At 62.8% G+C, this 26,935-nt stretch carries 27 protein-coding genes and 3 pseudogenes; 10 read left to right on the top strand and 20 right to left on the bottom strand.

Features of this window, described 5'->3' with window-relative positions:
- Positions 1-10: 10 nt before the first annotated feature.
- The 14 genes and pseudogenes from VCA57_RS22315 to hemA all read right to left on the bottom strand — a co-directional run bounded on the left by VCA57_RS22315 (position 11) and on the right by hemA (position 12,682).
- Positions 11-283, bottom strand: a complete 273-nt coding sequence (locus VCA57_RS22315) for a VirB3 family type IV secretion system protein (RefSeq protein WP_003108505.1) — start codon at positions 281-283, stop codon at positions 11-13.
- Positions 280-621 (bottom strand): TrbC/VirB2 family protein, encoded by a 342-nt coding sequence (locus tag VCA57_RS22310; RefSeq protein WP_411187753.1) that lies wholly within the window; start codon positions 619-621, stop codon positions 280-282. The genes VCA57_RS22315 and VCA57_RS22310 overlap by 4 nt, the downstream gene beginning before the upstream one ends.
- Entirely contained in the window at positions 618-1,625 is a 1,008-nt protein-coding gene (trbB, locus tag VCA57_RS22305; RefSeq protein WP_411187751.1) for a P-type conjugative transfer ATPase TrbB, read from the bottom strand. Before trbB ends, VCA57_RS22310 begins: the two co-directional genes overlap by 4 nt.
- Complete coding sequence (locus VCA57_RS22300) at positions 1,622-2,056, bottom strand: CopG family transcriptional regulator (RefSeq protein WP_411187750.1); 435 nt, start codon at positions 2,054-2,056, stop codon at positions 1,622-1,624. Before VCA57_RS22300 ends, trbB begins: the two co-directional genes overlap by 4 nt.
- Entirely contained in the window at positions 2,053-4,044 is a 1,992-nt protein-coding gene (locus tag VCA57_RS22295; protein WP_411187749.1) for a conjugal transfer protein TraG, read from the bottom strand. Before VCA57_RS22295 ends, VCA57_RS22300 begins: the two co-directional genes overlap by 4 nt.
- 573 nt (positions 4,045-4,617) lie before the next feature.
- A complete protein-coding gene (locus VCA57_RS22290) occupies positions 4,618-5,313 on the bottom strand; it encodes an RES family NAD+ phosphorylase (RefSeq protein ID WP_411187747.1) in 696 nt (231 codons plus the stop codon).
- A complete protein-coding gene (locus VCA57_RS22285; RefSeq protein ID WP_411187745.1) occupies positions 5,313-5,720 on the bottom strand; it encodes an antitoxin Xre-like helix-turn-helix domain-containing protein in 408 nt (135 codons plus the stop codon). The genes VCA57_RS22290 and VCA57_RS22285 overlap by 1 nt, the downstream gene beginning before the upstream one ends.
- A gap of 87 nt (positions 5,721-5,807) precedes the next feature.
- The gene (locus tag VCA57_RS22280) at positions 5,808-6,074 is read right to left on the bottom strand and encodes an EexN family lipoprotein (protein WP_411187743.1); all 267 of its coding nucleotides are present in this window, start codon (positions 6,072-6,074) and stop codon (positions 5,808-5,810) included.
- Positions 6,074-7,000 (bottom strand): LysR family transcriptional regulator, encoded by a 927-nt coding sequence (locus VCA57_RS22275; protein ID WP_411187741.1) that lies wholly within the window; start codon positions 6,998-7,000, stop codon positions 6,074-6,076. Before VCA57_RS22275 ends, VCA57_RS22280 begins: the two co-directional genes overlap by 1 nt.
- Before the next feature lie 13 nt (positions 7,001-7,013).
- On the bottom strand, positions 7,014-8,213 hold the full coding sequence (locus VCA57_RS22270; RefSeq protein ID WP_411187739.1) for an MFS transporter: 1,200 nt from the start codon (positions 8,211-8,213) through the stop codon (positions 7,014-7,016).
- Positions 8,214-8,298: 85 nt separating this feature from the next.
- Positions 8,299-9,855 (bottom strand): asparagine synthetase B family protein, encoded by a 1,557-nt coding sequence (locus VCA57_RS22265; RefSeq protein WP_411187737.1) that lies wholly within the window; start codon positions 9,853-9,855, stop codon positions 8,299-8,301.
- A gap of 22 nt (positions 9,856-9,877) precedes the next feature.
- A complete protein-coding gene (locus VCA57_RS22260; RefSeq protein ID WP_411187735.1) occupies positions 9,878-10,948 on the bottom strand; it encodes a Gfo/Idh/MocA family oxidoreductase in 1,071 nt (356 codons plus the stop codon).
- Complete coding sequence (locus VCA57_RS22255; protein ID WP_411187733.1) at positions 10,945-11,448, bottom strand: GNAT family N-acetyltransferase; 504 nt, start codon at positions 11,446-11,448, stop codon at positions 10,945-10,947. The genes VCA57_RS22260 and VCA57_RS22255 overlap by 4 nt, the downstream gene beginning before the upstream one ends.
- A 1-nt stretch (position 11,449) precedes the next feature.
- Positions 11,450-12,682: pseudogene (gene hemA, locus VCA57_RS22250) on the bottom strand (5-aminolevulinate synthase).
- Between the two features lie 156 nt (positions 12,683-12,838).
- Here hemA and VCA57_RS22245 point away from each other — a divergent pair.
- Positions 12,839-13,693 carry a helix-turn-helix transcriptional regulator gene (locus VCA57_RS22245; protein WP_411187731.1) on the top strand — a complete coding sequence of 285 codons (855 nt, stop codon included), beginning with the start codon at positions 12,839-12,841 and terminating at the stop codon, positions 13,691-13,693.
- Positions 13,694-13,710: 17 nt separating this feature from the next.
- On the opposite strand, the pseudogene VCA57_RS22240 reads toward VCA57_RS22245, so the two are convergent.
- Positions 13,711-13,980: pseudogene (locus VCA57_RS22240) on the bottom strand (DUF3363 domain-containing protein); the annotation flags it as partial.
- Between the two features lie 66 nt (positions 13,981-14,046).
- Entirely contained in the window at positions 14,047-14,979 is a 933-nt protein-coding gene (gene gcvA, locus VCA57_RS22235) for a transcriptional regulator GcvA (RefSeq protein WP_411187729.1), read from the bottom strand.
- Between the two features lie 194 nt (positions 14,980-15,173).
- Between gcvA and VCA57_RS22230 the strand changes: the two genes are divergently transcribed.
- From VCA57_RS22230 to VCA57_RS22190, 9 genes and pseudogenes are all read left to right on the top strand, one after another.
- Entirely contained in the window at positions 15,174-16,025 is an 852-nt protein-coding gene (locus tag VCA57_RS22230) for a transketolase (RefSeq protein ID WP_411187727.1), read from the top strand.
- Complete coding sequence (locus tag VCA57_RS22225) at positions 16,022-17,020, top strand: transketolase family protein (RefSeq protein ID WP_411187725.1); 999 nt, start codon at positions 16,022-16,024, stop codon at positions 17,018-17,020. Before VCA57_RS22230 ends, VCA57_RS22225 begins: the two co-directional genes overlap by 4 nt.
- Positions 17,021-17,085: 65 nt before the next feature.
- Positions 17,086-17,850, top strand: a complete 765-nt coding sequence (locus VCA57_RS22220) for an SDR family NAD(P)-dependent oxidoreductase (protein WP_411187723.1) — start codon at positions 17,086-17,088, stop codon at positions 17,848-17,850.
- 107 nt (positions 17,851-17,957) lie between these two features.
- Entirely contained in the window at positions 17,958-18,932 is a 975-nt protein-coding gene (locus tag VCA57_RS22215; protein ID WP_411187721.1) for a TRAP transporter substrate-binding protein, read from the top strand.
- Positions 18,932-19,495, top strand: coding sequence for a TRAP transporter small permease (locus VCA57_RS22210; RefSeq protein WP_411187719.1), 564 nt, complete (start codon positions 18,932-18,934; stop codon positions 19,493-19,495). Before VCA57_RS22215 ends, VCA57_RS22210 begins: the two co-directional genes overlap by 1 nt.
- Complete coding sequence (locus VCA57_RS22205) at positions 19,492-20,751, top strand: TRAP transporter large permease (RefSeq protein ID WP_411187717.1); 1,260 nt, start codon at positions 19,492-19,494, stop codon at positions 20,749-20,751. Before VCA57_RS22210 ends, VCA57_RS22205 begins: the two co-directional genes overlap by 4 nt.
- A 47-nt stretch (positions 20,752-20,798) precedes the next feature.
- Positions 20,799-21,686 (top strand): NAD(P)-dependent oxidoreductase, encoded by an 888-nt coding sequence (locus VCA57_RS22200; protein WP_411187715.1) that lies wholly within the window; start codon positions 20,799-20,801, stop codon positions 21,684-21,686.
- Positions 21,687-21,728: 42 nt separating this feature from the next.
- Positions 21,729-22,604, top strand: a complete 876-nt coding sequence (locus VCA57_RS22195) for an AEC family transporter (RefSeq protein WP_411187713.1) — start codon at positions 21,729-21,731, stop codon at positions 22,602-22,604.
- Between the two features lie 188 nt (positions 22,605-22,792).
- A pseudogene (locus VCA57_RS22190) lies at positions 22,793-23,212 on the top strand (transcriptional regulator); the annotation flags it as partial.
- A gap of 16 nt (positions 23,213-23,228) precedes the next feature.
- Here the strand turns inward: VCA57_RS22190 and VCA57_RS22185 are convergent.
- The 4 genes from VCA57_RS22185 to parA all read right to left on the bottom strand — a co-directional run bounded on the left by VCA57_RS22185 (position 23,229) and on the right by parA (position 26,926).
- Complete coding sequence (locus VCA57_RS22185; protein ID WP_411187711.1) at positions 23,229-25,178, bottom strand: DUF3363 domain-containing protein; 1,950 nt, start codon at positions 25,176-25,178, stop codon at positions 23,229-23,231.
- Positions 25,179-25,527: 349 nt separating this feature from the next.
- Positions 25,528-26,052, bottom strand: a complete 525-nt coding sequence (locus tag VCA57_RS22180; RefSeq protein WP_411187709.1) for a S26 family signal peptidase — start codon at positions 26,050-26,052, stop codon at positions 25,528-25,530.
- Positions 26,049-26,291 carry a hypothetical protein gene (locus VCA57_RS22175; protein ID WP_411187707.1) on the bottom strand — a complete coding sequence of 81 codons (243 nt, stop codon included), beginning with the start codon at positions 26,289-26,291 and terminating at the stop codon, positions 26,049-26,051. Before VCA57_RS22175 ends, VCA57_RS22180 begins: the two co-directional genes overlap by 4 nt.
- Positions 26,288-26,926: a ParA family partition ATPase gene (gene parA, locus VCA57_RS22170; RefSeq protein ID WP_411187705.1), complete on the bottom strand. Its 639-nt coding sequence runs from the start codon at positions 26,924-26,926 to the stop codon at positions 26,288-26,290. The genes VCA57_RS22175 and parA overlap by 4 nt, the downstream gene beginning before the upstream one ends.
- Between the last annotated feature and the right edge of the window lie 9 nt (positions 26,927-26,935).

The raw sequence follows: 26,935 nt of genomic DNA, 5'->3' as shown, positions 1-26,935 counted from the left end.
GGCGGCCCCCTCACACATCCAGCAGCGACGGCTGCTTGATGTGCCGGGCAAACACCTGCAGGAACTGCGGGTCCAGACGGGCACCCCACACCGCCAGCGAGTGGCCGACCAGCCAGAGCGCCAAGCCAGGCAGCCAGAGTTGCAGGCCCAGGCCGACCACTGCCGCCAGGGTGCCGTTTAGGATCGCCACGTTGCGTGGTGCGCCACCGAGCAGAATCGGCTCGGCCAGCGATCGGTGCAGCGGCACCTCGAAGCCGGGTATGAGTTCGTGTTCGCCGTTCATGCGATCACCGCCCCGCCAGCAAAGCTGAAGAAACTGAGGAAGAACGAGGACGCGGCGAAGGCGATCGATAGGCCGAAGACGATCTGGATCAACTTGCGAAAGCCGACGCTGGTGTCGCCGAAGGCCAGCGTCAGGCCAGTGCTAATGATGATGATCACCGCGATGATGCGCGCTACTGGACCCTGTACCGAGTCAAGGATCGATTGCAGCGGCCCTTCCCAGGGCATGCCGGAACCAGCAGCGAGTACGGGAAGGGAGGTGCCCAGGCAGACGGCGCCGAGCATCAACGAACCGACGACGCGGTGACGAGAAAAATTGGAAAACTGAAGGACAGTCATGACTGAGTTCCTGAGGCAGAGGAGGAGCAAAGGAGGGTGTCGATGGAGGTGAGCTGGTATCCGCGCTCGTCATGGCCGATGACGCGGGCGATCTGCTGAACATGGCGGGCGCGACCGCGCCCGGCGAGGAACACCACCAGGTTGACCGCCTCGGCGATCAAAGCCCTTGGTGCGGCCAGGGCAACTTCCAAAATCAATTGCTCCAGGCGCAGTAGCGCGCCCTGTGCGGAGCCAGCATGAATGGTGGCTATACCGCCGGGATGGCCGGTGCCCCAGGCCTTGACCAGGTCCAACGCCTCGCCGCCGCGCACCTCGCCGACCACCACACGGTCGGGGCGCAGGCGCAGCGTGCTGCGTACCAGGTCAGCCATGGAGACCACGCCAGGCTTGGTACGCAGGGCGACGTGATCGAGGGCCGGGCACTGCAACTCGACCGTGTCCTCCAGTACCAGCACACGGTCACCACTGCCGGCAACCTCGGCCAGCAGTGCATTGGCCAGGGTGGTCTTGCCGCTGCTGGTGCCGCCGGCTACCAGAATGTTTTGCCGCTCAGCCACAGCTACACGCAGGTACTCGGCCTGCGCGGTGCTGAGGATGCCGTCGACGACGTACTGCTGCAGCGGGATGACACCGGCGGCGCGCTTGCGCAGGGCGAAGGTCGGCCCGGTCACCACGGGCGGCAGCACGCCCTCGAAGCGCTCGCCCGTTTCTGGCAACTCGGCGCTCAGCAGCGGCTTACTGCGATGTACCTCCTGGCCGACATGCGCTGCCACCAGGCGGATGATCCGTTCACCGTCGGCGGCTGCCAGCTTACCCAGATGGGCGCGGCCAACAGACAGGCGATCCAGCCAGAGCACCCCGTCGGGGTTGAGCATCACCTCGACCACGTCAGGGTCTTCTAGGGCGGCAGCGATCTGTGGTCCTAGCGCTGTGCGCAGCATGCGCGTGCGGCGATCCAGGGAAGTTGCCGCTGCGCTCACTGCAGTGGAGGAAGAGCAGGTCATTGTTGCTCTCCTTCAGCTTGAGTACCGGCTCGAACTTCTTCTTGCGCGTCCCTGACCAGGCTGTGCCCGCGCTGCAGGTGACGCCCTAGTTGCTCGACGAACTGGGTGAAGCGCAGCTTTCCCTGCGCGCGTGCTGCTTCTTGATGAGCCTCGGGCACCGGCGTGCTGACTGTGAGGTAGTAGCGCACGTAAAGCGCCACGGTCTCGATCAGGATGTTCTGGTCACGCTCTAGGCGCTCGAACTGACGTGACAGCCGGTCCAGGCGCTTGGTCATGGCCACCTCGCGATGCTCGCCTGACTCGGGCGACAGCCAGGAGGCCAGTGCCGCCGCGATGATCGAGGACTTCGACACGCCCTTAGTGATCGCCAGTTCGTTCAGGCGCTTGGCATGCTCGGGTTGGATAAACAGGTTCAGGCGGGCTCGGCTCATAGTGCTATTCCATCGTCAGGGTCGAGTGCGGCCAGCCGCGCCACGCGCTGCAAGCGAGGATCCGGCTGGGTGGGGAAGGGGGCGAGAACGTCGTCTTCGTCGAGCAGAAACAGGTCGTTTGCCAGCTCGTCGTGATCTGGCAACTGGGCGAGCTCCGCCAACTCCGGCTGACGACGTGGGCCGCCGTCCTCGACGGTCTCGTCATCGCTCAGGTCGGCCGGCGACGCGGCAACGGCCACAGGCACGGCCAGGCCGCTCCAGTCGTCCGCGCGCGGCGCCGGTGCGTCGGCATATCTGCCCGGCTGCAAGCGCGGTGCCGGCAGTACCCGGCTTTGGAAGTTGGCGTCGGTGAAGTAGCGCAGCTTCTTCGCGCGTATCGGTGCGAGGCCGGAGGCCATCACCACGGCCTCGTCGCTAGGCAGTTGCATCACCTCGCCCGGGGTCAGTAGAGGGCGGGCTGTTTCCTGGCGCGAGACCATCAGGTGACCCAGCCAGGGCGCCAGCCGGTGGCCGGCGTAGTTACGCTGCGCGCGCAATTCGGTGGCGGTGCCCAAGGTTTCGGAGATGCGTTTGGCGGTGCGTTCGTCGTTGGTCGCGAAGGTCACCCGCACGTGGCAGTTGTCGAGGATCGAGTGGTTCTGGCCGTAGGCCTTGTCGATCTGGTTCAGCGACTGCGAAATGAGAAAGGCGCGCAGCCCATAGCCGGCCATGAAGGCCAGCGCTGTCTCGAAGAAGTCCAGTCGTCCCAGCGCCGGAAACTCATCGAGCATGAGCAGCAGCTTGTGCCGGCGCTCGATGCCATCGGAGCCGTCGAGCGACTCGGTCAGGCGTCGGCCGACTTGGTTGAGGATCAGGCGGATCAGCGGCTTGGTACGGCTGATATCCGAAGGCGGCACCACCAGGTACAGCGACACCGGATGCTCGGCCGAGATCAGGTCGGCGATACGCCAATCGCAGCGCGAGGTGACCTCGGCCACGGTCGGGTCGCGGTACAGGCCGAGGAACGACATGGCCGTGGACAGCACGCCCGAGCGCTCGTTGTCGCTCTTGTTCAGCACTTCCCGCGCCGCCGAAGCCACCACCGGATGCGGCGCAGCGCCCAGGTGCAGCGTGGTCATCATCCGGTGCAGGGTGAGCTCGAAGGTGCAGGCCGGATCGGAAAGGAAGTTGGCGACGCCGCGCAGGGTCTTGTCTTGGCCGGCGTAGAGCACATGCAGGATGGCACCGACCAGCAGCGCATGGCTGGTTTTCTCCCAGTGGTTGCGCCGCTCCAGCGCACCCTCAGGGTCGACAAGAACGTCGGCGATGTTCTGCACGTCGCGTACCTCGTGGGCACCGCGACGCACTTCCAGCAGCGGGTTGTAGGCGGCCGAGGCTAGGTCGGTGGGGTTGAACAGCAGGCAGTGGGAAAAGCGCGAACGCCAACCCGCGGTCAGGCTCCAGTTCTCGCCCTTGATGTCGTGGATGACCGCCGAAGCCGGCCAGGAGAGTAGGGTGGGCACCACCAGGCCGACACCCTTGCCCGAGCGTGTCGGCGCGAAGGTCAGCACATGCTCAGGGCCTTCGTGGCGCAGGTACTGGTCGTCGAACTGGCCGAGGAACACACCTACCGGTTGGGTCAGGCCAGCTTTGCGTACCTCGTCGGCATCGGCCCAGCGCGCCGAACCGTAGGTGGTGACGCGTCGTGCCTGGCGCGCGCGCCAGATCGCCATACCGATGGCCACCACCAAGGCCAGTAAGCTGCTGCAAGCGGCGATGCTGCCGCCGACGTTGAATATATCCGGTGCGTAGGCGTCGAAGACGAACCACCACTCGAACAGACGCCAGGGGTAATACACTGGCGTGCCCAGCAACTCGAACCAAGGCGCTCCCAGGCGTGGCTGATAACCGAGAGCGGCAGCCGTCCACTGCGTGGCACCCCACACCCCGGATAGGGTAATGGCCAACACCACCAGCACCTGGCCGTATAGCACCGTCGTCGCTTGCATTTCTGAACCCAATCTCCCAGACACAACGCACGGCACGTGGATGTGCCGCGGGCGAGAGGTTCGGTGCTGGATGAGGAGGGGTCAAAGACCGTTTCGGTGGGTACTAAGAAGGTTGGGGCAACACAGAATACTGCGGCGTTTGGCGGTTAAGCTCAGCAAGGTATGGTGCGCACGGTCGGTAGGTGTCGACCCTCAGTGGTCAGTCAAATCAGGCAGAAACCGGTCAAAAGCTGCCTGTTGTTACCGCCCAAAACTGCCAGTGTACTGTGGCAGGCTAATGGTCAAGTAGGTTCGGTTACCATTAAACGCTTTCGAGCGGCATCTCTTTTACACGCTCTTGAGACTCGGCGCAGTTTTGGGTCTAGCCGTCCGTCGAATCTCTGATCACTGCAACATCACAGAAATGTTTGCCTGAATCGCCCCTAGTTTCGTAGTCACTACCTAATCTCATTACGGCCGAGCCACCGACCGCTTCATGCCGGTTTCTGCCTGTTTTCACAGGCTGCTATGAACCGATTTCAGCGTTCTGTGATTGCTTGCAGAGGAGGGTTAGGCTTTTCAACCCGCTCTCAGCTACCTGTCTAGAAGGGTTGTGATCTGATTGACACTAATAATTTGCCCGCTCCAGATCATTTCAAAATGAGCGCTCTGGATGACCGAGGTAACAGGTCGCGGTGTCATCAGCGCCCAACAGATACTGCCGGGAGAGCGAACCGAGTGGTACCGCAGGCCCGTGTTCCCCACTCGTTTCACTTCGCTTCCCAATCGATTCGAGTGTGCGTAGTCGTCAGGCGCATAGATGGAGTCTGAAAGTGGCAGTGCGGTGGCGTCCCTCATCCCGCTGTCGCTGAAGCTGGCGGTCAGCCCTCTGAAGACGAAACGCTCATAGTTGAGTTCTGGCACGTTCGACCAGTAGCGCTCCTGGTGATGACGCACCTCGGCAATCGCGGTGTCCATTCTGTCGGCCAGGTAAAGCACGCCGAAGCTGCCATTGCTGAAGCGCGAGCCGGCCGGGTTGATGTGAGTGAAGGGCGCTGTTGCATACGAGCATCCGGGAATGCCGAACGGAATCTGGTCGCGCGGGATCAGCTCCAGACGACCAATTTCGTTCTGCAGCCGTGGATTGGTCAGCGCCTGGATCTGATAGAGGGCTTCGAAGTCCTCAGCGTCGGCGACGTCATCGAACAGGGCAATGGGCGGAAACTTGGAGTTGACCAAACGGTATGCCTGCAGGCTTTCACCTTCTAATACGGGAAGGTCGCCGAGCATTACCACTGAGCGCCTCGCAGCGCATCGATCCGCCGGAACGTTTCGTACAGCGAGATCATGTCGCCCTGCGCCATGATCTCGAGCGGCGCGCGGCCGTTGAAGAACGCGTTGTGGTTCTCCATCGAGGGGAAGCCGTAGACGTTCTCGGGGTTGTCGAACACAACGCGCAGTGCAGCGTGGATGTTCAGCACAAAACTAATGCGCTGCATCTGGTCGGGGTCCAGGCTCACCGCCCAGTCCGAATCCTTCTGGCTGGCGCGGGTGTAGGTGCTGCGGGAAATCCGCAGCACCCGGCAGGCCTGTTCGCAGGAGGCCTTCCACTTGCCCAGGATGTTCAGCGCCGCACGCAGGCCTGCTGCGCACTGGCTTTTCGAGAAGTCCTGAGCTTGGATGGTGGCAGCTGTCATGGGGGGAACCCTCGATTTAATCTGTAGATCGAAAAGTAGCACATTTTAATCTACAGATTAATGCTCGCCGTTTCACTGTCACCGGTTCTAGCGTCCATCTTCAGTGTCAGAGTGGAAGAGTTTGACAGGGTGCGGAGTGTAGGGTGTGCCTTTGCCCATAAAGCGTATGCGCTGGGCGTCGCCAACAGCGTTGCATTGGGCCTCACCCAACTTTGCCCGATTGTCCCGGCACTGCAGTCGCAGTTCCTTGAGCCGCTCGGGATTCTCTGCAAGCGCTTCAGCCGATTCAAACGGCATCGGCTTTTCGCATGCGCTGAGCAGCACGGCAGTCAGCAAAAACGATATTTTCTTCATCAAGCGATCTCCTTCTGTGATGCGTGATCGGGCAGCAGCGCCTGGCTTTCCGCCGGGCTCACCCGCCCGATAAAACGGGCCATTTGCTCGGCCGGTTCGCCTTCGCGCCGTATTAGGTAAGTGGTCAGCATGGTTGCGCAGCCGTCTAGCGGACGGGCCACGACATCCGGGTTGTTGAGTTCGGTAATACGCGCCAGGCTGGAGAAACCCAACCCGTAGCCCGCCGCGACCAGAGCCATCATCAGGTCCAAAGTGGGGACGCGGTCTGCGATGGTGAGCCTTGTATCCACGGTGCTCAGCACCCGCTGTAGTTGCTGCCAGAATCCTTCGCAGACCTCCGGATCGCAGAGCACCAGCGGATAGCGCACCACCTCCTCAAGCGGCACACGCCGATAGCTCAGTAGCGGGTGGCGAGAGGGTACCGTCACAACCAACGGGTCGAACCAGACCGGTTCAGCCACCAGCCCATCACCCACCTCGTCGGACTGAGCCAGCCCGATGTCAAAGAGGTCGTCGTTAAGGCCCCTGACCTGTTCGCTGAAGGTGACCTCCGACAGGCAGATTTCGACCTCAGGCTCTTCCTCCCGGCACTTGGCGAGCAAAGAGGCCAGGCGGGTCTGGGGAATACCATCGGATAGCGCAACGCGGATTCGGCCGCGGTAGCCGGCAGCCGCACTCTTGACGCTGGCCTTGGCCTGATCGACCACGGCCAGCACCCGCCGAGCCTCTTCCAAGAGCACCTTGCCGGCCCATGTCAGGCGCGTACGCCGTGTGGTGCGCTCGAATAGCTGTACGCCCAGACGGTATTCCAGTTCCTTGATGATCCGGGACAGGGGCGACTGTTCGATATGCAGCCGTGCGGCAGCACGGGCGAAATGCAGTTCTTCCGCGACGGCGATGAAACAGCGAAGGTGGCGCAATTCCACGGCCTTTTCTCCGTCAGTTGTAGGGTTCGGCTTGCACGTCGCCGTTCTCGTTCGCTTGGCGACGCAAGTTGATGATCTGCAGCACGGCGCCCAGCGCGGCGACACCACCCGCACTGGCGGCTAGGGTCCAGGTGGGCATCTGCAACAACAGCACGAAGCCGCCAGCCGCGGCGCCGATGGCACTGCCCAGGTAGAGCGCCGACTCGTTCAACGCGATGGCCAGGTTGCCGTCGCCCTGAGCTTGGCGCGCCAGGATCAACTCGTTGTTCTGCGGCACCTGCAGTGCCCAGCCGACCGCACCCCACAGGGCTATGGGCAACATCACCAGCCAGGTGCTGATGGCGGCCGTCAGCGGTAGCACGAACAGCGATGCAGCGAGGATCAGCATGATGGCGAAGGTCAGCACCGGCCCCTTGATGCGATCCACCAGCGGGCCGATCAGGAAGCTGCCCAGCACGCCGCCGATGCCCCAGACCCATAGATAAGGCGTGACCGAACGCACCGCGCCATAGGACGGGTCAGCCAGCAGTGGGGCAATGAAGGTGTACATGCCCAGGCTGGCGATGGCGGCCAGCAGCGACACCAGCAGGATGACCAGCACATGGCCGTCGCCGAGAATCGCAAGCTTTTGGCTCAACGTGGTGGCGGTAGCCGCCGGCAGGGCCGGGAGCTTCAGCAGCAGGCCGAGGAAGGCCATCAGGCCGAGCAGGGATACCAGCCACAGGGCGGCCTGCCAACCCAGCTGTTCAGCGATCAGCAGGCTGAGCGGCACGCCCAGCACCACGCCGCTGGCCATGCCGCCCATGATGATGGCGATGGCCTTGCCGCGGCGCTCCGGCGTGGATACGGCGGCCGAGGCGCCGATGCCCATGGCCAGGTAGACGCCGGCACCGATGCCCGCGATGGCGCGCCAGACCATCAGAGCGGTGAAACTCTCAGCCAGCGCGCTGGCGGCGTTGGCGATAATGAATAAGCCCAAAGCCAGCAGCATGCCGGCGCGTTGGCGACGCGCCGGGGTCAGGGCGACGAAGATCGGTGAACCCAGGCCATAGGCCAGGGTGAAGGCGGTTACCAGTTGGGCGGCCACCGCAACGGAGACTGCGAACGAGGCCTCGATCATCGGGATCAACCCGGCGGTGACATAGGAGGCCATGCCAAGGGCAAAGGCCCCCAGCGCTATCAAGTAGATGGGGGATTGGTTGGGTGTGCGCATACTCGGACTCCTTTGCGTTGCAGGAACGCGTAGGTGTTACAGCGAATGGCTGTGGCCCCGCACCGGGGCCACAGCCGGTTGGGGACTAGAGCTCGAGGCTGACGTCGTATTTGCTCAGCCAGGTGTTGAGGCCGACCGCCAACTCCATGCCCATGCGTTCGTACATGGGTGAGACGCTGCCGAGCGGCTTGGCCAGGGTTTGCTGGATACGACCGTTGTCGAGCAGGGGCATAACTGGCGCGTTGCGGTCCGCCTGGATGGCGCTCAGGGCATCACGCAGCGCCTGCTCGTAGGCCGGGTCCTGGGTTGAGGGGTAGGGGCTCTTGATTCGCTCGCTGATCGACTCCGGCAACAGGTCGCGGGTCGCCGCACGCAGGATGCTTTTCTCCCGACCGTCGAAGGCCTTCATCGCCCAGGGGATGTTGAAGGCGTACTCGACCAGGCGGTGGTCGCAGAAGGGCACCCGCACCTCAAGGCCGACTGCCATGCTCATACGATCCTTGCGATCCAGCAGGGTCTGCACGAAGCGGGTGAGGTTGACGTAGCTCATCTGCCGCATGCGCTGGTCGACCGCGCTCTCACCTGGCAGTACTGGCGCCTCTGAGATGGCCTGGGCGTAGCTGTCGCGCAGGAAGCTCTGCATGTTCAGTTGGGCCAGCAGCCCTTGGTCGAACAGGGTCTTGCCGTCGAAGTACTTGCCGGTGACCGAGGTCAGCCAGGGGAAGGTATCCGCCTGGATCGCCTCCGGATCGTGGAACCAGCGGTATCCGCCGAATACCTCATCCGCACTCTCGCCGGACAGCGCCACGGTCGAGTGCTTGCGGACCTCTTGGAACAGCCGGTAGAGCGAGGGCCACATGTCGCCCCAGAAAGCCGGTGGCAGGTCGAGGGCGCGGACGACCTGCGCACGCAGCGCCGGGTCGGCCAGCTCGCGGCTGTCGAGGATGATCTCTTGGTGGCTGGAGCGGATCTTCTCCACCAGGTCGCGCACGAAGGGCGCATCCGGCGTGCCGCGCACAGCATCGCCGGTGAAGCCACTGCCGTCGAACACCGCATGGCCTGGTGTCTTCACCATCTCCAGGATCTCGCGCAGACCATCGGCACGCACCTTGCGCGGTACCAACGGGTTGGCCAGCAGTGCCTTGGGTTCGGAGCCGAACACCACGCCGTCTGAGGTGGGGAAGTAATACAGAGGCTTGACGCCCATACGGTCGCGTATCAACAGCAGCTCCTGCGAGCGCAGGTCCCAGATGGCGAAGGCATACATGCCGTTGAGCCGTTCGACAAAGGCCTCGCCCCATTCGAGATAGGCTCGAAGCACTACCTCGGTGTCGCTGCGGGTCTCGAAGCGGTGACCGAGTCGCTGCAGCTCGGTGCGCAGCTCGCGGAAGTTGTAGACCTCGCCGCTGTAGGTAATAGCGGCGGCCTCACGAGGGCCACCGTGCAGGGCGGTCATCGGCTGGCGACCGCCCTCCAGGTCGATGATCGACAGGCGCCTATGGCCCAGACCGACCGGGCCGTCAATCCACAGGCCGCCCGCATCCGGCCCGCGGAGGGCCATGGTGTCGGTCATGCGCTGCAGGGTGTCGCGTTGCGTTTCCAGGTTCTGGCTGTAGGACAGCCATCCAGCGATTCCACACATAGTCGTTCTCCTTGTGATTGGGTTACCCGAGGCTTTCCAGGTCGCTGTCCTCGGCCAGCAGCACGCGCGTCTCGCCATGGACGTAGCGCGCCGGTGCTGGGGTTTGGGCATGGGTTTCTAGGTCGTTGAGCAGGCGCTGCAGCGCCACGGCGGTGTCGAGGCCGGCGAAGGGCTGGCGGGGCGGCTCCTTGAGGGCCACGGCGCGCACCACCTGCCGGCACAGACGAAACAGCTTGTGCAGGGTGTCCAGGCCAGGCTCGTCGGGAGCGGTGGCAAACTCGTGCAACAGCTCCTCGACGCCGTTGGCGCCGCGCGTCCAGATCCGCAACTGGTCGTGATCCCAGCGTGGCGTGTCGAACACCAGGCGCGCATGGATCAGCCGGGCGTCGCGGTCGACGAAGCTGAAGTCCACGGTGCGCTGGCGCACGATGTTGACGAAGCTGGCGTAACCGGTGACCCGCGCCTCGCCCAGGCTGGCGGTGAGTTGCACGGTGTCGAGTACCTCTGCGCCGGAGATGGAGAAATCCGAGCGCACGCCGAGCGCGCCATCGAGCTGGAGCTCGCCGGCGCGCGGGCAGATCCAGCCCACCAGATCCAGGGCATGGATCACCTCGCTGGTCACGCCGCAGGTGGGGCGGTAGTCATTGATGCGATCCTTGCCCCAGTGGAAGCAGGCGCGCACCAACTGCCAGTCGCGACGCTCGACCCACTCCCGCAACTGCTGGGTTGCGTCCGAGTAGCGCTCCACCAGATCCAGAGCAAAGCCGTCGACCTGATCCAGTGCGCCGAGCAACTCGCCCAGATCGTCGCCCGGCGTGGTCAATGGCTTCTCGCAGAGTACGAAGCCGCGGTAGCCGGCCAACTGCTTGAGCACGGGCGCATGGCTGTGGTCGTTGGCGCTGACTACCACGATGTTCGGCGCAAAGGCATCCAGCGCCTGTTCAACACTGTCGAAGTAGGGGATATCGGTCACTTTTTGCCGGCGCCCGACATAAGCCAGCGACAACGGTAGTCCGGTGCTCGTGGCGATATGCTCGAAGGCGCGGCGGTAACGGTTGCCGGCGTAGCCCAAACCGATGATCAGGATCTTCATGCCGAGGCCTCCTGACGGATCAGCAGGCGCTCGTCGCTGACGACGAAGCCAAGGGCTTGATACAACGTGCCGGCGCCCTCAGTGCTTTGCAGCACCACACAGCCGACGCCGCGGTTGGTGAACCAGCGCAGCAGGTGCTGCATCAACTGCTTGGCGATGCCACGGCCGCGCCACTGCGGTTCAACCACCACTGATTGCACCCAGCCAGACAGGCCGTTGAGGCAGCCTGGTGCCGGGGCGCGCTGGTCGATGATGGCGGTCGCGCAGCCCAGCACCTGGCCGGATTCCTTGTGCTCGGCGGTGAGGATCTGCACACAGTCGCTCTCGCTCAGGCGGCTGCTCAGCCAGGGGCGGTAGGCCGCCCGCCAGCGTGCCGCGTCTTCCGGCGTCTTGCTCGAATAGCTGGCGGCGGTGCCGTCCAGCAGATAGGCGCGCAGTTCCACCAGACTGGCCAGGTCAGCCTGAGTCGCCGGGCGCACGTTGAAGAAGGAATGGTCCATTTCAGGCCACCTCCGCAGCGAACACCTCGGAGGCCAGCGGGATGCTGAAGTGGTCGAATGTCTCGCGTAGCGATACCGCCAGGTGCTCGATCTGCTCGTCGCTGTGATTCGGCGTAGCGTTGACGCGAAAGCGCTCGGTCCCTACCGGCACGGATGGATAGTTGATCGGCTGCAGGTACACGCCATGGTTATGCAGCAGGCGTTCGGCAGCTGCCTTGCACCGCTTGGCCTCACCTACCAGCACCGGCAGCACATGGGTTTGTGAGCAGGGCATCACCGGCACGTCCTAGTGCTTGAGGCGCTCGCGCAGCTTGACCGTCTGGCGTTGCAGGGCGTCGCGCTCGTTGCTGCCTGCCTTGAGATGCTCGACGCTGGCCAGGCAGCCTGCGGTAATTGCCGGCGGCAGCGAGGTGGTGAAGATGAAACCGGTGGCGAAGGAGCGCACTGCATCGACGATCACCTGTGTCGAGGCGATGTAGCCGCCGATCACGCCGATGGCCTTGGCCATGGTGCCCTGGATGATATCCACCTGTTCGGCAACGCCCAGTTCGGCGGCGATGCCTGCGCCGCGCGGACCGTACATGCCCACTGCATGTACCTCGTCGAGGTAGGTGAGGGCGTTGTAGCGCTTGGCGACCGCGACGATTTCGGCGATGGGGGCGATATCGCCGTCCATCGAGTAAATGGATTCAAACACCACGATCTTCGGCTGCCCCTGCGGGTAGCTGGCGAGAATCTGCTCCAAATCCTCGACGTCGTTGTGGCGGAAGATCTTGCGCTCGTTGGGTGTAGAGCGAATGCCGTTGACGATAGAGGCGTGGTTCAGTTCGTCGCTGATCACCACGCAGTCAGGGATACGCCGAAGCAGGCACTGGAGGGTGGCATCGTTGGAGCCAAAACCAGTGGGGAAGACCAGCGCTGCTTCCTTGCCATGCCAGTCGGCGAGGCTTGCTTCCAAGCCTGCATACACTTCGTGTGAGCCGCCGATATTGCGTGATCCGCCGGAGCCCGCACCGTAGGCATCCAGCGCCTTGTGCATCTGTTCGCGCACTGCGGGATGTTGTGACATTCCGAGGTAGTCATTGCTGCACCAGACCACCACCGGTTCTTGCTCACGGCCGTCCAGTTTGGCCAGCGGGTACTGGCCACAGATGCGGCTGAGGGTGGTGAAGGTGCGGTACTGGTTGGAGGACTTCAATGTCTCCAGTTGTTCCCGAAGAAGTGCTTGGTACATCCGTTTATCTCCTTAGCGAGTTGATGACACGTCTCTGTGTGGTTCCTCATCAAGCGAGAGCCCTGGCACGAGTAATTGCGGCCAGGTCGGGATATTCTTCTTGAGATTTATAGGGGTTACAATTTGACTGTTTATCCTAGTACTGGAGGTAATCGGATGAGCGCGCCTCGCACAGCAGAACGCACTCGGGTAGAGCTGGCCGAATTCCTGCGTAGTCGCCGCGAACGTCTTTCACCGGAGGAGCTGGGGCTGCCCGCCGGCAGTCGGCGGCGCACGCCGGGGCTGCGCCGCGAGGAGGTCGCGGCCTTGGCCGGGGTGGGTTTGTCTTGGTACACCTGGCTGGAACAAGGGCGGGACATCAGCGTGTCTGCGACCTTCCTCGACAACCTCTCGCGCACGCTCAAGCTGGACGCCACTGAGCGTCGTCACCTGTTCCTGCTCGCGCACCAGCGCCTTCCGCCAGAGCCGGGCAGAACCTGGTGCACGGTGCCGGCGCTGGTTCATCGACTGATGGCCGATCTGCCTTTACGTCCGGCTTATGTGCTTAACCTGCGGTGGGATGTACTGGCCTGGAACGCCGCAGCGGACCGGGTGTTTGGCTTCTCTGCGTTGTCGGCGGATCGCCGCAACCTGCTGTGGATGCTGTTCACCAGCCCGGCCATGCGTGAGCTGTTTAACCCCTGGGATGAGCAGGCGCTGCAGATCCTCTCCAGCTTCCGCCGCGACTTCGTACGGGCGACCCAGGATCCAGATATCGCCGCGTTGGTGAAGGACCTGGAGAAGGCCTCGCCGGACTTCAGGGACTGGTGGCGGCAGCAAGACATCCACGGCCTCTGCCAGGGGATACGCCACTTACACGTCGAAGCAGTTGGCCACGTGGTGTTCGAGCACACCACGCTGACCATCGACGAGGATCGCCACCTTCGATTGGTCTACTACGCGGCTAAGGAGGGCTTATCGCAGGGGGCGGCCTTTGAACACTGGTTACAGCAGGAGCCGGCGCTGGTATAGGCCCCGACGCCTATCGCTCAACCAACCGACGGCCCGCGCTGGCGACCCAGTTGCCAGGACACGCTATTGCCCTGAATCACCGCCGACACGCTCTGTCCGAGCTTCTGCTCGATCACCGGCTTCCACGGCACCAGGCTGAAGCCGATGCCATCGTCGAGCAGGGCATAACGGCCGCTGGCCAACTGCATGCTGCGCCGGTAGGTTCCGCTGACTCGCTGGCCTTCGACCGCAGGATGGTACCGCAAGCCCGTCTCTGTCGAGTTCTTGTTCGTAGCAGTAGCCAGTTCGTTCCGGAGATATTTACACGCTCTCGGCCGGTCTTAGTTACTGCATGTTCCGTCAGGTTAATCGCATCAGAGATTACCGTACGTTTTAACTACGAAGGGGTTGGGGCGACCTTCCAGCTCGCTGAAGAGCCAGTCCTGGAAACTTCGGATCTTGGGGAGCTCCACTCGTGACCTCAGAAGATTGAACGTATAGCCCTGTACCTTGGGCCCTACCAGGCCCAGCGGTGCCACCAGTTGTCCACTGGCCAGCTCACGCTGCGCCAGTAGCAGGCTTTCGAGGCATATTCCCAAGCCATCCACGGCTGCGCTGATGGCCATGAACGAGCGATCGAAGCGTGGTCCGCGTGAGATATCCAGCGGCACTTTGCGGTGCTGGCGCATCCAATCGCGCCAGCTGATCAGGCATACCTCGCTGTGGATCAGGGGGTGATGTCGCAGATCTTCAGGCGCCCGGATTGCGTGTTCCCCATCCGCAAGTGATGGTGCGCAGAGCGGCACGATGGTCTCTGCAGGGAAGGGCAGTACCATGGTGCCGGCGGGCTGCAGCCGTTTCATGCCATAGCGGATATCGATGTCCACGCCCTGAGTGAGCAGGTCGGCAGGTGCTGGATACGAAGAATTCAGCCGCACGTCTATGTCCGGCTCCAAAGCGCTGAACCGTGCCAGTCGGGGCATCAGCCACTGGGTGGCGAAACTGGGTGTCGAGTGCACAGTGAGGACGTCGCTTTTGGCGGTGCGCCCCAGCTCGCGGGTCGCCATATCGATTCTGGCAAATGCCGCCGAGATTTCTTCTGCGTACACACGGCCGGCATCGGTCAGCACCACCGCGCGATGCACGCGATGGAACAAGCGAACACCAAATTGCTCCTCCAGCAGCTTTATCTGATGGCTGACCGCTGAGGGGGTGACGAAGAGCTCCTCCGCTGCCAACGCAAAGGAAGACAGGCGTGCCGCTGCCTCGAAGGCCTGAATTGCCTTGAACGAAACTCGGTTTTGCATGGTGTTTTCACATTAGCTCAATTCATCTATCTGCCTTAACTATTCGTTTGAGCTCAAAAAATCAAGGGAATAGGCTTTCTCCCACTCGCCAAGCGGACCGTTGAGGCGCTTGGCAGGCCTGGAGATTCAAGCTCCAACCGAGACGAATGAAGTTACGGCTGCATCATGCGCCGGGCTATATCAAGGAGAACTGCGTGCAGAACAATAATTCTTCCGTCCACACCAGGGTTGCCGAAGGCGCCTACCGCATCCGCCGCTTTGCGCTGCAGATGGGCGAGGTGCAGGGGCAGGGATATGTCGGCCAGGCACTGGGTTACGCCGATGTGCTGGCGACCGCCTACTGCCATGCGCTGAACCTGCGCCCCGAAGACCCAAAATGGGAGGGCCGCGACCGCTTCCTGCTGTCCCACGGTCACTACGCCATCGCCTTCTACGCGGCACTGATAGAAGCGAAGGTCATACCCGAGGAAGAACTCGAGACCTACGGCAGCGATGACAGTCGCCTGCCGATGTCGGGCATGGCGACCTACACGCCAGGCATGGAAATGTCCGGCGGCTCGCTGGGTCAGGGCCTGCCGATTGCTGTGGGCATGGCGCTCGGCCTGCGCCTGAAGGGCAACCCGGCTTTCGTCTACAACTCGATGTCCGATGGTGAGCTGGACGAAGGCTCGACCTGGGAAGCAGCGATGAGCGCGGCTCACCATGGCCTGGGTAATCTGATCTGCCTGGTCGACATCAATAACCAGCAGGCCGATGGTCCTTCGACCAAAGTCATGGGCTTCGAGCCGCTCGCTGACAAGTGGGCTGCGTTTGGCTGGCATGTGCAGCGTGTGAACGGCAACGACCTCGCCGCTGTGATCGCGGCCTTCGACACCGCACGCAACCTCAGCGAAGACAAACCCCGCGTGATCCTTTGCGACACCCTGATGGGCAAGGGCGTGCCGTTCCTAGAAGCTCGTGAGAAGAACCACTTCATTCGTGTCGACCAGGCCGAGTGGCAGCAAGCCCTCGACATTCTTGATCAAGCCCAGGAAACTGCCCAATGAGCACCACCGCCAAGAAACCACGCTTGACTACCTCGGCGATGATCGCGTCGATTGCCTCCGAAGGGCAGCGCGTGCAGGCAGCCCCCTTCGGCAAAGCTCTTGTCGAGCTGGCCGCCAACCGCCCCGAGATCGTTGGCCTGACCGCCGATCTGGCCAAGTACACCGACCTGCACCTGTTCGGCCAGGCCTATCCGGATCGCTTCTTCCAGATGGGCATGGCCGAGCAATTATTGATGGCTGCGGCAGGCGGAATGGCCAAGGAAGGTTTCGTGCCGTTCGCCACCACCTACGCGGTGTTCGGCACACGTCGCGCCTACGACTTCGTGCATCAGGTGATTGCCGAGGAAAACCTCAACGTCAAACTGTGCTGCGCCTTGCCTGGTCTCACCACCGGTTACGGTCCCAGCCACCAGGCCACCGAAGATATCGCGCTGATGCGTGGTATTCCGGGCATGACCATCGTCGACCCCTGCGATGCCCTCGACACCGAACAGGCCGTATCGCAGATCGCCAACCACAAAGGCCCGGTTTACATGCGCCTGCTGCGCGGCAACGTGCCGTTGGTGCTCGACGAGTACGGCTACAGCTTCGAACTGGGTAAGGCCAAGATGCTGCGAGACGGCCGTGATGTGCTGGTGATCTCGTCCGGCATCCTGACCATGCGCGCTCTGGAAGTGGCCAAGGCATTGGAAGCGGACAAGGTCGACGTCGGCGTGCTGCACGTACCGACCATCAAGCCGCTCGACGTGGCGACCATCCTGCGTGAAGCAGGTCGCGCCGGGCGTCTGGTCGTGGTGGCAGAAAACCACAGTGCTATCGGCGGGCTCGGCGAAGCCGTCGCGACGGCACTGCTGACTGCCGGCGTGACCCCGCAATTTCGTCAGATTGCGCTGCCCGATGCCTTCCTCGATGCCGGTGCGCTACCGACTCTGCATGACCGCTACGGAATTTCTACCGAAACCATGACGGCCACCATCAAAGGCTGGCTCGGCTGAACGCAGCGCCAGGCTAACCCATTTTCCAAGCGCCGGTTGCCGGCGCTACTGCGAGGATCTTTTGTATGAACAACGCTCTTCTTCTCGACGGCAAAGTCGCTATGATCTCGGGTGCGGCTTCGGCTCGTGGCATCGGCCTGGCCACCGCTCGCCTGTTCGCCAGCCACGGCGCCAAGGTGGCGATTCTCGATCTGGATGAAGGCGCCGCCATCGAAGCGGCTGCTGCCATCGGCCCCGAGCACCGTGGTTATGCCTGCAACGTGGCGGACAAGGACGCTTGCCTCAAGGCCACCGAGCGCGCCATCGCCGACTTCGGTCGCATTGATGTGCTGATCAACAACGCTGGCATCACCCAGCCTGTGAAAACCCTCGAGATCGACCCGGCGAGCTGGGACCGCATCCTCGACGTCAACCTGCGCGGTGTGCTGTACCTGTCTCAGGCCGTCATTCCGCACATGCAGGCGCTGGGCAGTGGTTCGATCGCCTGCATGTCCTCGGTATCGGCCCAGCGCGGCGGCGGTATCCTCGGCGGCCCGCATTACTCTGCGGCCAAGGCCGGTGTGCTGGGCCTGGCCAAGGCCATGGCGCGCGAGTTCGGCCCGAGCAACATCCGCGTCAACTGCGTGACTCCCGGCCTGATCCAGACCGACATCAGCTCTGGCAAGCTCAGCGATCAGCAGAAGGCCGAGATCGCCGCCAGCATCCCGCTCAATCGTCTGGGTAATGCCGAGGAGGTGGCGGGTGTCTACCTGTTCCTCGCATCGAATCTGTCGGCTTACATCACCGGTGCGGTGATCGACGTCAACGGAGGCATGCTCATCCACGGTTGAGTAGCGCCGGGTTCGACACGTGCGAGTACTGCTACAGGGCTCGCGCGGACGATCTGAAACAAGCAAGACATGCAGACAATATCAATAAGAAACGCAAGGTAAAGCTCATGAAAAAGACACTGATTGCTGTCGCCGCAACCTTTGCATTGGCTACTGCCTCCACCAGTTGGGCGCAGCAGGTTTTGCGCCTCTCCCATAACGCCGCGCCGGGCAACCCGAAAGCGGTGGCATCCCTGAAGTTTGCCGAGTTGGTTGAGCAGAAGACCGAAGGTCGGGTCAAGGTCGAGGTAGGTGGCAGCGCGCAGTTCGGCGATGACGTCGAGTCGCTGACCAACATGCGCCTGGGCTCGTTGGCTTTCAGCACCAACTCCCAAGGCAGCACGGCAGGCGTGGTGCCTGAGTTCAACGTGGTCGGCCTACCGTTCCTGTTCCGCGATCTTGAGCATGCTTACAAAGTGGTCGATGGCCCGGTAGGTGCCAAGCTCGACGAGGCTGCCAACAAGAAAGGTTTGGTGGTGCTGGCGCTGTGGGATAACGGCATCCGTCACACCAGCAACAACAAGCGTCCCATCGTCAAACCGGAGGATCTGCAGGGCATCAAGGTGCGTACACCGCCGGATGCCATGACCCTCGACATCTTCAAGGCGCTCGGCGCCAACCCAGGCCCGCTGGCCTTCTCCGAACTGTACATCGCCCTTCAGCAGGGTGTGTTCGATGGCCAGGAGAATCCACTGATGAACATCTATTCGTCCAAGCTCTTCGAGGTGCAGAAATACATCTCACTGACCGGGCACAAGTACGAGACCACACCACTACTGGCCAGCAAGATGATCTGGGCCGGTCTGTCCAAGGCCGATCAGGTGGCGATCAAGGAAGCGGCGGTGGAGGCCGGCAAACTCAACCGCGAGATGTCGCTGGCGGCCGATATTGAACTGCGTACCAAGCTGACCGAGGCCGGTGTGGCGATCAACGAGATCGACCAGGTTGCATTCGCTGCCAAGACCCAGTCGGTCTACGACAAATGGTCGAAGCAATACCCCGAGCTGGTTGAGCTGATCGTCTCAGAAGCAGGTAAGCAATGATGACCGTCCAAACCTCCAGCAACGACTCGTTGCAGTCCGGCGCTTTGGCGCAGATGGCGAGGTGGTTGGATAACGTGATCGTGGTGCTCAGCGTAGTCGTCGTGATCACGGCGCTAGTGGCTATGTTCGTATCGTTGATGGCCGAGGTTGTGGTGCGCTACCTGACCAATCAGGGCATGGGCTGGCCCACCGAGATGCCCAATATCCTGTTCCCCTGGCTGGTGATGGGCGGCATCGTTCTCGCTGCCCAACGTGGTCAGCACATCGCTGTCACCGCCATCCAGAGCTGGATTGGTCGAGGTGGCAATCGGGTGTTGCTGATCGGCCATCAGGTGTTGATCTGCGCCACTTTTTTCTACCTGGCCTGGGTTGGTCTCGATGTGATTGAGATCACCGGTGGTGAGATCTATCCAGTCACCGGAATCTCGGCCAAGTGGGCGTATCTGGCCATGATCGCTGGCTTCGTTGGCCTTGCCTTCACCGCATTCACCACGTTGGTTCACCTGCTGTACGCCGGTGATCCCCTGGCTGTTCGCGCACATCAAATCGAGGACGACGTATGACGCTCATGATGCTTCTGGTCTTCGCCGTGCTGCTGGCGCTGGCGTTGCCGGTCGGCTACGCGTTGCTGATCAGCTCGGGAATTGCGGCTGTCACCGTCGGCGGCATCCCCAGCGTAGCGGCGATCGTGAAGATCTTTCAGCCCACGCAGAGTTTTCCGCTGCTGGCGATTCCGTTCTTCATGCTCTCGGGCAGCCTGATGATGGGTGGCACGCTGGGCAAGCGCCTGATCGATTTCGCCACCATGCTGGTCGGCCGTTTTCATGGCGGGCTTGGCCAGGTCACGGTGGTCGGATCGACCGTATTCGGCGGGGTTTCCGGCTCGGCGGTGGCAGAGGCGTCGGCGCTGGGTTCGATGTTGATTCCTTGGCAGAAACGCGAGGGCTATCCAGGCGCTTTTGCAGCTGCCGCCACGGCCTCGTCGGCGACCATCGCCGGGCTGATTCCGCCGTCGATTCCACTGATTCTCTATGCTGCTGTGTCCAACCAATCGATTGCTGCGCTGTTTCTCGCTGGCTTGGTTCCAGGGCTACTGCTGTGTGTCGGTTTCATGCTGACTTGCTATCTGTCGGGCCGCATGCGTGGTTTCAAACGTCTGGCCAGTGAAGTCACCTTGAAGGGCGTTCTGCGCGTGACCGTTGCGGCAGCGCCGGCACTGGCTATGCCAGCCTTCATCGTGATCCTGCTGCGCGCCGGTATCGCCACGCCGACCGAGGTCAGTGTGCTGGCCGTGTTCTACGGTTTGATGGTGAGCATGTTGGTCTATCGCGACCTGACCCTGCGTCGACTCTACGACGCGCTGGTACACACAGCGATCACCACCGGTGTGGTGATGCTGGTGATCGCCGCCTCGAACCTGGTGGGCTATGTGCTTACCGTCGAATCGGTACCGACCGCCGTGGCCGAATGGACCGAGCGAACCCTGAGTTCGCCGTGGATGGTCATCCTCATGCTCAACCTGATCATGGTTGTTGTGGGCATGTTCCTCGACCTGCCGGCGGCGATCCTGCTGCTGGGGCCGACCTTCGTCGCCATCGGCAACGCCATCGGTCTCGACCTGACCCAGCTCGGCATCATGATGGTGGTCAACCTGAGCATTGGCCTGTTTACCCCACCGGTGGGCACCACGCTGTTCATCGCCTCGGCGATTTCGCACGAGAAGGTTGGGGCAGTGGTGCGCGAGCTTTGGCCGTTCTATCTAGTGGCGATCATCGTGCTTGGTCTGGTCTCCTTCGTGCCTGCTTTCACTCTCGATTGATCGGTGCGCCCCGGTTCATGCCGGGGCGCGTCCTGCAAGGAATTCCCATGACTACGATTGCATTTGCCGGGCTTGGTTCGATGGGGCTGCCCATGGCCAAGAACCTACTCGCCGCCGGCCACGTTGTGCGCGGTATCGATCTCAACCCTGTGGCGCTGGCCACGCTTGCCGAGGCGGGCGCGGAGCCAGCAACTGACGCAGCCTCTGCTGTCAGCGGTGCCGATGTGCTGATCCTGATGGTGGTCAACGCCGCCCAGGCCGAGCAGGTACTGTTCGATAACGGCGCGCTGGATGCGCTGACCGACAATGGCATCGTCTGCCTGATGGCCACCTGCCCTCCTGCTGCGGTCGAGCGCATTGCCGAGCGGGTGAGGACTGCGGGGCGCCGTTTCGTCGATGCCCCTGTGTCGGGCGGCAGCGCTGGCGCCATCGCCGGTTCGCTGACCATCATGGCTGCTTGTGAGCGCGCCACCTTTGAAACGGTGCAGCCGGTGTTCCAGGGCATTGGCCAGCGTATCTTTCACGTCGGCGAGCGAGCCGGGCAGGGGGCTACGGTTAAGGCCGTCAACCAACTGCTGTGCGGCGTGCACATAGCCGTGGTCGCCGAAGCCTTTGCGCTTGCGGCCAAGGTCGGTGTCGATCTGCAGGTGCTGCTGGAAATTATGGGCGGTTCGGCGGCATCAAGCTGGATGCTCAAGGATCGCGGCCCGCGCATGCTGCAGGCCGAACCCGAGGTCAGCAGCGCGGTGGACATCTTCGTCAAGGACCTGGGCATCGTCCTCGAAGCCGGGCGCGACGCGCAGGCCGCGCTGCCGATTGCCGCCGTGGCACACCAACTGTTCCTCGCCACCTCCGGGCGTGGCGAGGGGCGGGTTGATGACAGCCAGGTCATTCGCAGTTACTACGCCCTCAACGGCACACCCACGCAGGGCTGAGTCGCCCAGCACCACCCACTCGCCAGCGGCTAAGGTTGCCCCATGCTCGTGCAGATCGTGAGCATCGTATTCCCTGTATTCACGGTCATCGCGGTTGGCTACCTGTATGGTCGCAAGCATCGTCCTGACATGCTTGCGACCAACCAGGTCAACATGGGCATCTTCGTGCCCGCATTGATCTTTTCGGCGCTGGCGGGCAAGAGCGTCGATCTGGCCGAGGTGCAGATTATCGCTCTCGGTGGTCTGGTCATCGTGCTGGGTTCCGGATTGCTCGGTTGGCCCATCGCCCGCCGACTGGGCTATGAACCGAAGACCCTGCTGCCGCCAATGATGTTCAAAAATGCAGGCAACATGGGCCTTCCGCTGCTGTTGTTCGCTTTTGGCGAGCAGGTTCTGCCGGCGGCGGTGGTGCTGTTTCTGGTGGAAAACGTCCTGCATTTCGCAATCGCCAGTTGGTGGCTCGGGCGTAATGCCAAGGTGTGGGGGCTGTTCCGTGAACCGGTGATCATCGCCGGTATTGCCGGTGTTCTTGTGAGCATGACAGGTATCGCGCTGTGGCCGCCTTTTCTGGCCTCGATAAAGATCATTGCTGATGTGTCCACGGGGTTGATGCTGTTTTCCCTTGGTGTGCGCCTGAACACTGCGCCCTTCGCGCAATGGCGCATCGGCATTGTTGGAGCGGTGGCTACACCACTGACCGGCATGCTGATTGCCTACCTGTTCTGCCTTGTCTTCGGGCTGTCGGATCGTGAGACGGACATCCTGCTGATCTTTGGCGCGCTGCCGCCAGCGGTACTCAACTTCATGTTCGCCGAGCGATATGCTCAGGAGCCGGAGAAAGTGGCGTCGATCGTGATCCTGGGCAATCTGGTTGCTCTGTTTTCCATTTCGCTGGCGCTGGCCTTGCGGCTGGCATAAATTTATCGACTATGAACCTAAATTTTACGCAAGGCAGCCGGGGTTCTACTCCTTTCATAGGCCGAGTGCTTCTGACCCAAGTCGCGTAGTATTGCCGCAAGCGATGGCAATCAACTGCCAGCCGACTTTCTTCCTGTCCAGCAGGTAGCAAGAAGCCCTGTCAGGCTCGTTCGACTGCTGCGGATTGAGTGTTCGGCTTCCCCGCTTTGTCGGCAGACCGCAGCAACCTGCTGTGGATGCTGTTCACCAGTCCGGCCATGCGCGAGCTGTTCAACCCCTGGGATGTGCAGGCCCTGCAGATCCTCTCCAGCTTCCGCTGAGACTTCGTACGGGCGACCCAGGATCCCGATATCGCCGCGTTGGTGAAGGACCTCGAGAAGGCTTCGCCGGATTTTAGGGACTGGTGGCGGCAGCAAGACATCCACGGTCCCTGCCAGGGGATACGCCATTTGCACATCGACGCAGTTGGCCACGTGGTGTTCGAGCACACCACGCTGACCATCGACGAGGATCGCCACCTTCGATTGGTGTACTACGCGGCTAAGGAAGGCTCATCGCAGGCGGCAGCCTTTGAACAGTGGTTACAGCAGGAGCCAGTGCTGGTGTAGCACAGGCGTCCTTTGCTCAACCGATTGATGGTCCGTGCTGGCGACCCAGTTGCCAGGAAACGCTATTGCCCTGAATCACCGCCGACACGCTCTGTCCGAGCTTCTGCTCGATCACCGGCTTCCATGGCACCAGGCTGAAGCCGACGCCATCGTCGAGCAGGGCATAACGGCCGCTGGCAAGCTGCATGCTGCGCCGGTAGACCCCGCTGACTCGCTGTCCCTCGACCGCAGGGCGATAATACATGCCCGTCTCGGTCGAGATGTCTTGCGCCGCCGCTGTCAGTTCCCGCCCACGCAATGTGGCCAGTAGGTTGCGCGCAAGCATCACGCGCTTGTCCCGGCGCTCTGCAAAGCCCTGTTCCACGAGGAAGTCGGTACGCTGCCTTAGCGCCTCGCGTACCTCCCTGCCGAAACCTTGGTCAGCGAGCTCACGATTACCGCCAATCAGTTGCTGATCCAGCCAGGTCGCACCAACGGCACGGACCTGCTGTTCGATGGGTAGCGGTGTGCGTAGCTCAACGGCAACATCGCCCAGGCGGCGAGCATCATGCTGCTGGCCTCTTTGCGGAAGGTCGGCCGGCACCTGCCATATTCCCTCGGACAGCCGCTCGACGATACCGGCTCGGCGCAGGGCTTCTAGGCGCCGTTCATGGCGCTCGACCAAAGCCTCAGGATCTGTCCCTTGTACTGCCTGTGACCGTGCCAAGGCCAGGTGATGATCGGTGCGATACAGGCCGCCCGCAGTCAGCGATGCAATCGACCGATCCACTGCGCGCGGCTCGCACAAACTGTGTGTTTCCACCAGGCCACCAATGGGGTAGTCGGCCAGCTCCGCGCGGGCAGGTAGGGCCAGGTAATGCGCCTTGCCGTCGAGGCCATCGACCACCAGATAGCCGCGGTCGTTGAGCTCGTCGGCCAGCCCCTTGGCCACAATCCGACCGACCACCTCTGGGCTACCCTTGCCCGGTTCGAAGACTGCCAGCTCCTGTCTCACGCCACCCATCGCGCGCTGCATCGTGCGCACGATATCGCCACGCTCGCCCATGGCACGCAGAGTGGCCTCGACGTCGTCACGCAGGATCCATTGTCCGGGCCGGACTTCATGCGCCAGCTCAAGCTTCTGCAACTGCTGGAGCCGGCCGATCAGCAGTTGCCGGCGTGGATGGTTGGCGAGCCCCTTCAGGCTGAGTGCGCCGGCCTGGCGTTCGCGCAACAGGGTGCGATCCAAACTGGTGAAGCGCTCCTGCTGCACCTCGCGTTGCAGGCTCTGCTGTATCTCCAATTCAGTACGCGGGCCGAGCCATTCGGTAGCCAGCTCTGAGGCACGGTTGCGCATGCCCTCGGCGATGTAGCCGCGGGCGATTACCAGATCCTTACCGGTGTCGTCCTTGCCGCGCAGGACGATGTGGGTGTGCGGGTTGTCGGTGTTCCAGTGGTCGACCGCGACCCAGTCGAGGCGGGTGCCGAGGTCGGCTTCCATCCGGCTCATCAGGTGGCGGGTGTAAGTGCGCAGGTCGTCCAGTTGCTCGGCATCCTCGGGCGAGACGATGAAGCGAAACTGATGGCGGTCATCCCGGCCGCGCTCCTCGAATGCGTTGAGGTCGGCTTGGTCGGTTAGGGGGCCGTAGCCCTGGCCCGGCTCACCCTCGCGGCTGACACCGTCCCGCTCGATATAGCGCAGGTGGCTGAGCGTCGAGCGTTTGCCCGCCTGGCGCAGGTTCACCAAGCGCGTCTTGATGGTGACGCGGCGGGCGTTGGTCGGCAGTTGCTGCGCGCTGAAGCGAGCGACGACATGCCCGCGGCCGAGGCGAGCGCCGGGCTGGTGGCCTGCCTTGCGTGGCTTGCCGGTGCCCGCCTTGTTGGCCTGGCGTAGCACCTGGTTGACGAAGGGTTGTCCGCGTTGTTGCGGCTTGCCCGGCTGCGGGCGAAAGCGCAATTCATCGTCCTGACGACTGCCCTTGCTCATGTTTAGACTCCTCCAAGTTGATCGTGGTACGGCGTATCAGGCACGCTTCATCGCCAGTACAACTGCTGGGCGAACACGATTTAGGCACCTGGCTAACCCGGCGCTGTGTCGCCGCCAACCCCCGTGCAGACAGCTTTTCGGGCCAACGAAGTGCCGCCCCCTTTTATCTTGCCCTCTGCTTTTTCCGTGCCTTTGTGCTCTTGGGCTGGGTAATCAGGTGAGACGGATCAGCGATTTCCAAAGCGTCTGATCGGTAGGCAAGGGCAGACGTATATGCAGCTAGGCGGCCCGCGACCGAGCGCGCCTAGCACACGCAGTCGGCAGGCGGATCGACACGGAGAAGGCCTGTTCATCGGCGCGACTCCAGCCACAAGGGCTGCGCCCGACCGATCACCGCGTCGATAGACATCGGGCCGAAGTAGCGACTGTCGAACGACGCTGGGTTGCTGCTGAGCAGGAACAGTTCATCGCCAACCAGGCGCCGACAGGTCTGCCAGGTTGGTAGCGGGCGACCTTGTCGATCCCACCTCAAGCGGCTGGCAACAACGAGGCCGTCTATACGCACCTGGCTGCCTTGCACGCACACCCGTTGCGGCGCCATCGCCGCCACAGTCTTCAGCAGTGGCACGTTCGTCGGCAGGTAGCCACGCTGCGCCGCCAGCGACCTTGCCTCTGGCGGCAGGCGAACCAGCACCAAGTCGCCAGGCGCCAACGTGTTAGCCGGCGAAATGCGGTACCAGCCGACGGGCACGCTGTCGGAGCCGTTGTAGACCAGCCGTAGTGTCGAAGTTGTGAACGCCGCCCAACCCAGAGCAATCAGGCTGCCAGCGAGCAGCGCCAGCGGCCACCGCTCGCTGCGAGCACCCCGCATCATGGCGTGGCCTCCGGGAACTGCCGCTCCAGCACATCGCGCAGCATCTCCGCCATCGTCACGCCGCGGTCGAAGGCTGCCAGCTTGATGCGCGTGCGCAGCGCGGGCGTCACGTCCAACGTCAGCCGGGCGCTGTAGCGCTCGACCTTGCCGTTGTCGATTCCAGCGCCTTGGCGTATCCAGGCATCGGCCTGCGGGTCGGCCGAGGGGCGTGCACCGATACCGATGCGCTTGCTGCTCATGGCAACCACCTCAGCAACTCATCCACCAGGCTGCTGATCTCGCGCGCAGCGGGGCTGTCCGGTGCCAGCTCGCGGGCCAGGCGACCGGCCGCCACGCTCTCGGCGAAGACGATACGCTGGCGTACTTCCGCCTGCAGCGCCGGTAGTGGTTGGTCGGCCAATGCGCCGCGCGCTTCTCGGCCAATTACCGTGGTGCTGACGCGGCGGTTGATGGCGAACGCCGCGCGCAGCGTGGGCCTGAATACCTGTGCCTCGCGGATCAGGCTGACCATCTCCGCGCTGGCCCACAGGTCGTAGGGGCTGGGCTGCACCGGGATCAACACGCGATCCGCCGCCAGCAACGCCGAGCGGGCGAGGGCGGCGATGCGCGGTGGCCCATCGATGATCACGTGATCGGCGCGACGAGCCAGCTCCGGGGCTTCCTGGTGCAGGGTCTCGCGCGCCAGGCCAACGGCGCTGAACAACCTGGGTAAACCCTGCTGGCTGCGCCGTTGTGTCCAGTCCAATGCCGAGCCCTGTGGGTCGGCATCGAGCAGGATGACGTTCTGCCCGCGCAAGGCCAGTTCGCCAGCGATATGGGTGGCGAGGGTCGTCTTTCCCACCCCGCCTTTCTGGTTGAGCAGGGCGACGATCATGGCCGGTTC

Source organism: Pseudomonas sp. (assembly GCF_046581935.1).
Taxonomy (GTDB): Bacteria; Pseudomonadota; Gammaproteobacteria; order Pseudomonadales; family Pseudomonadaceae; genus Aquipseudomonas.
The sequence above is the reverse complement of the archived record's forward strand: the minus strand, read 5'-3'. Positions and strand labels throughout refer to the sequence as shown.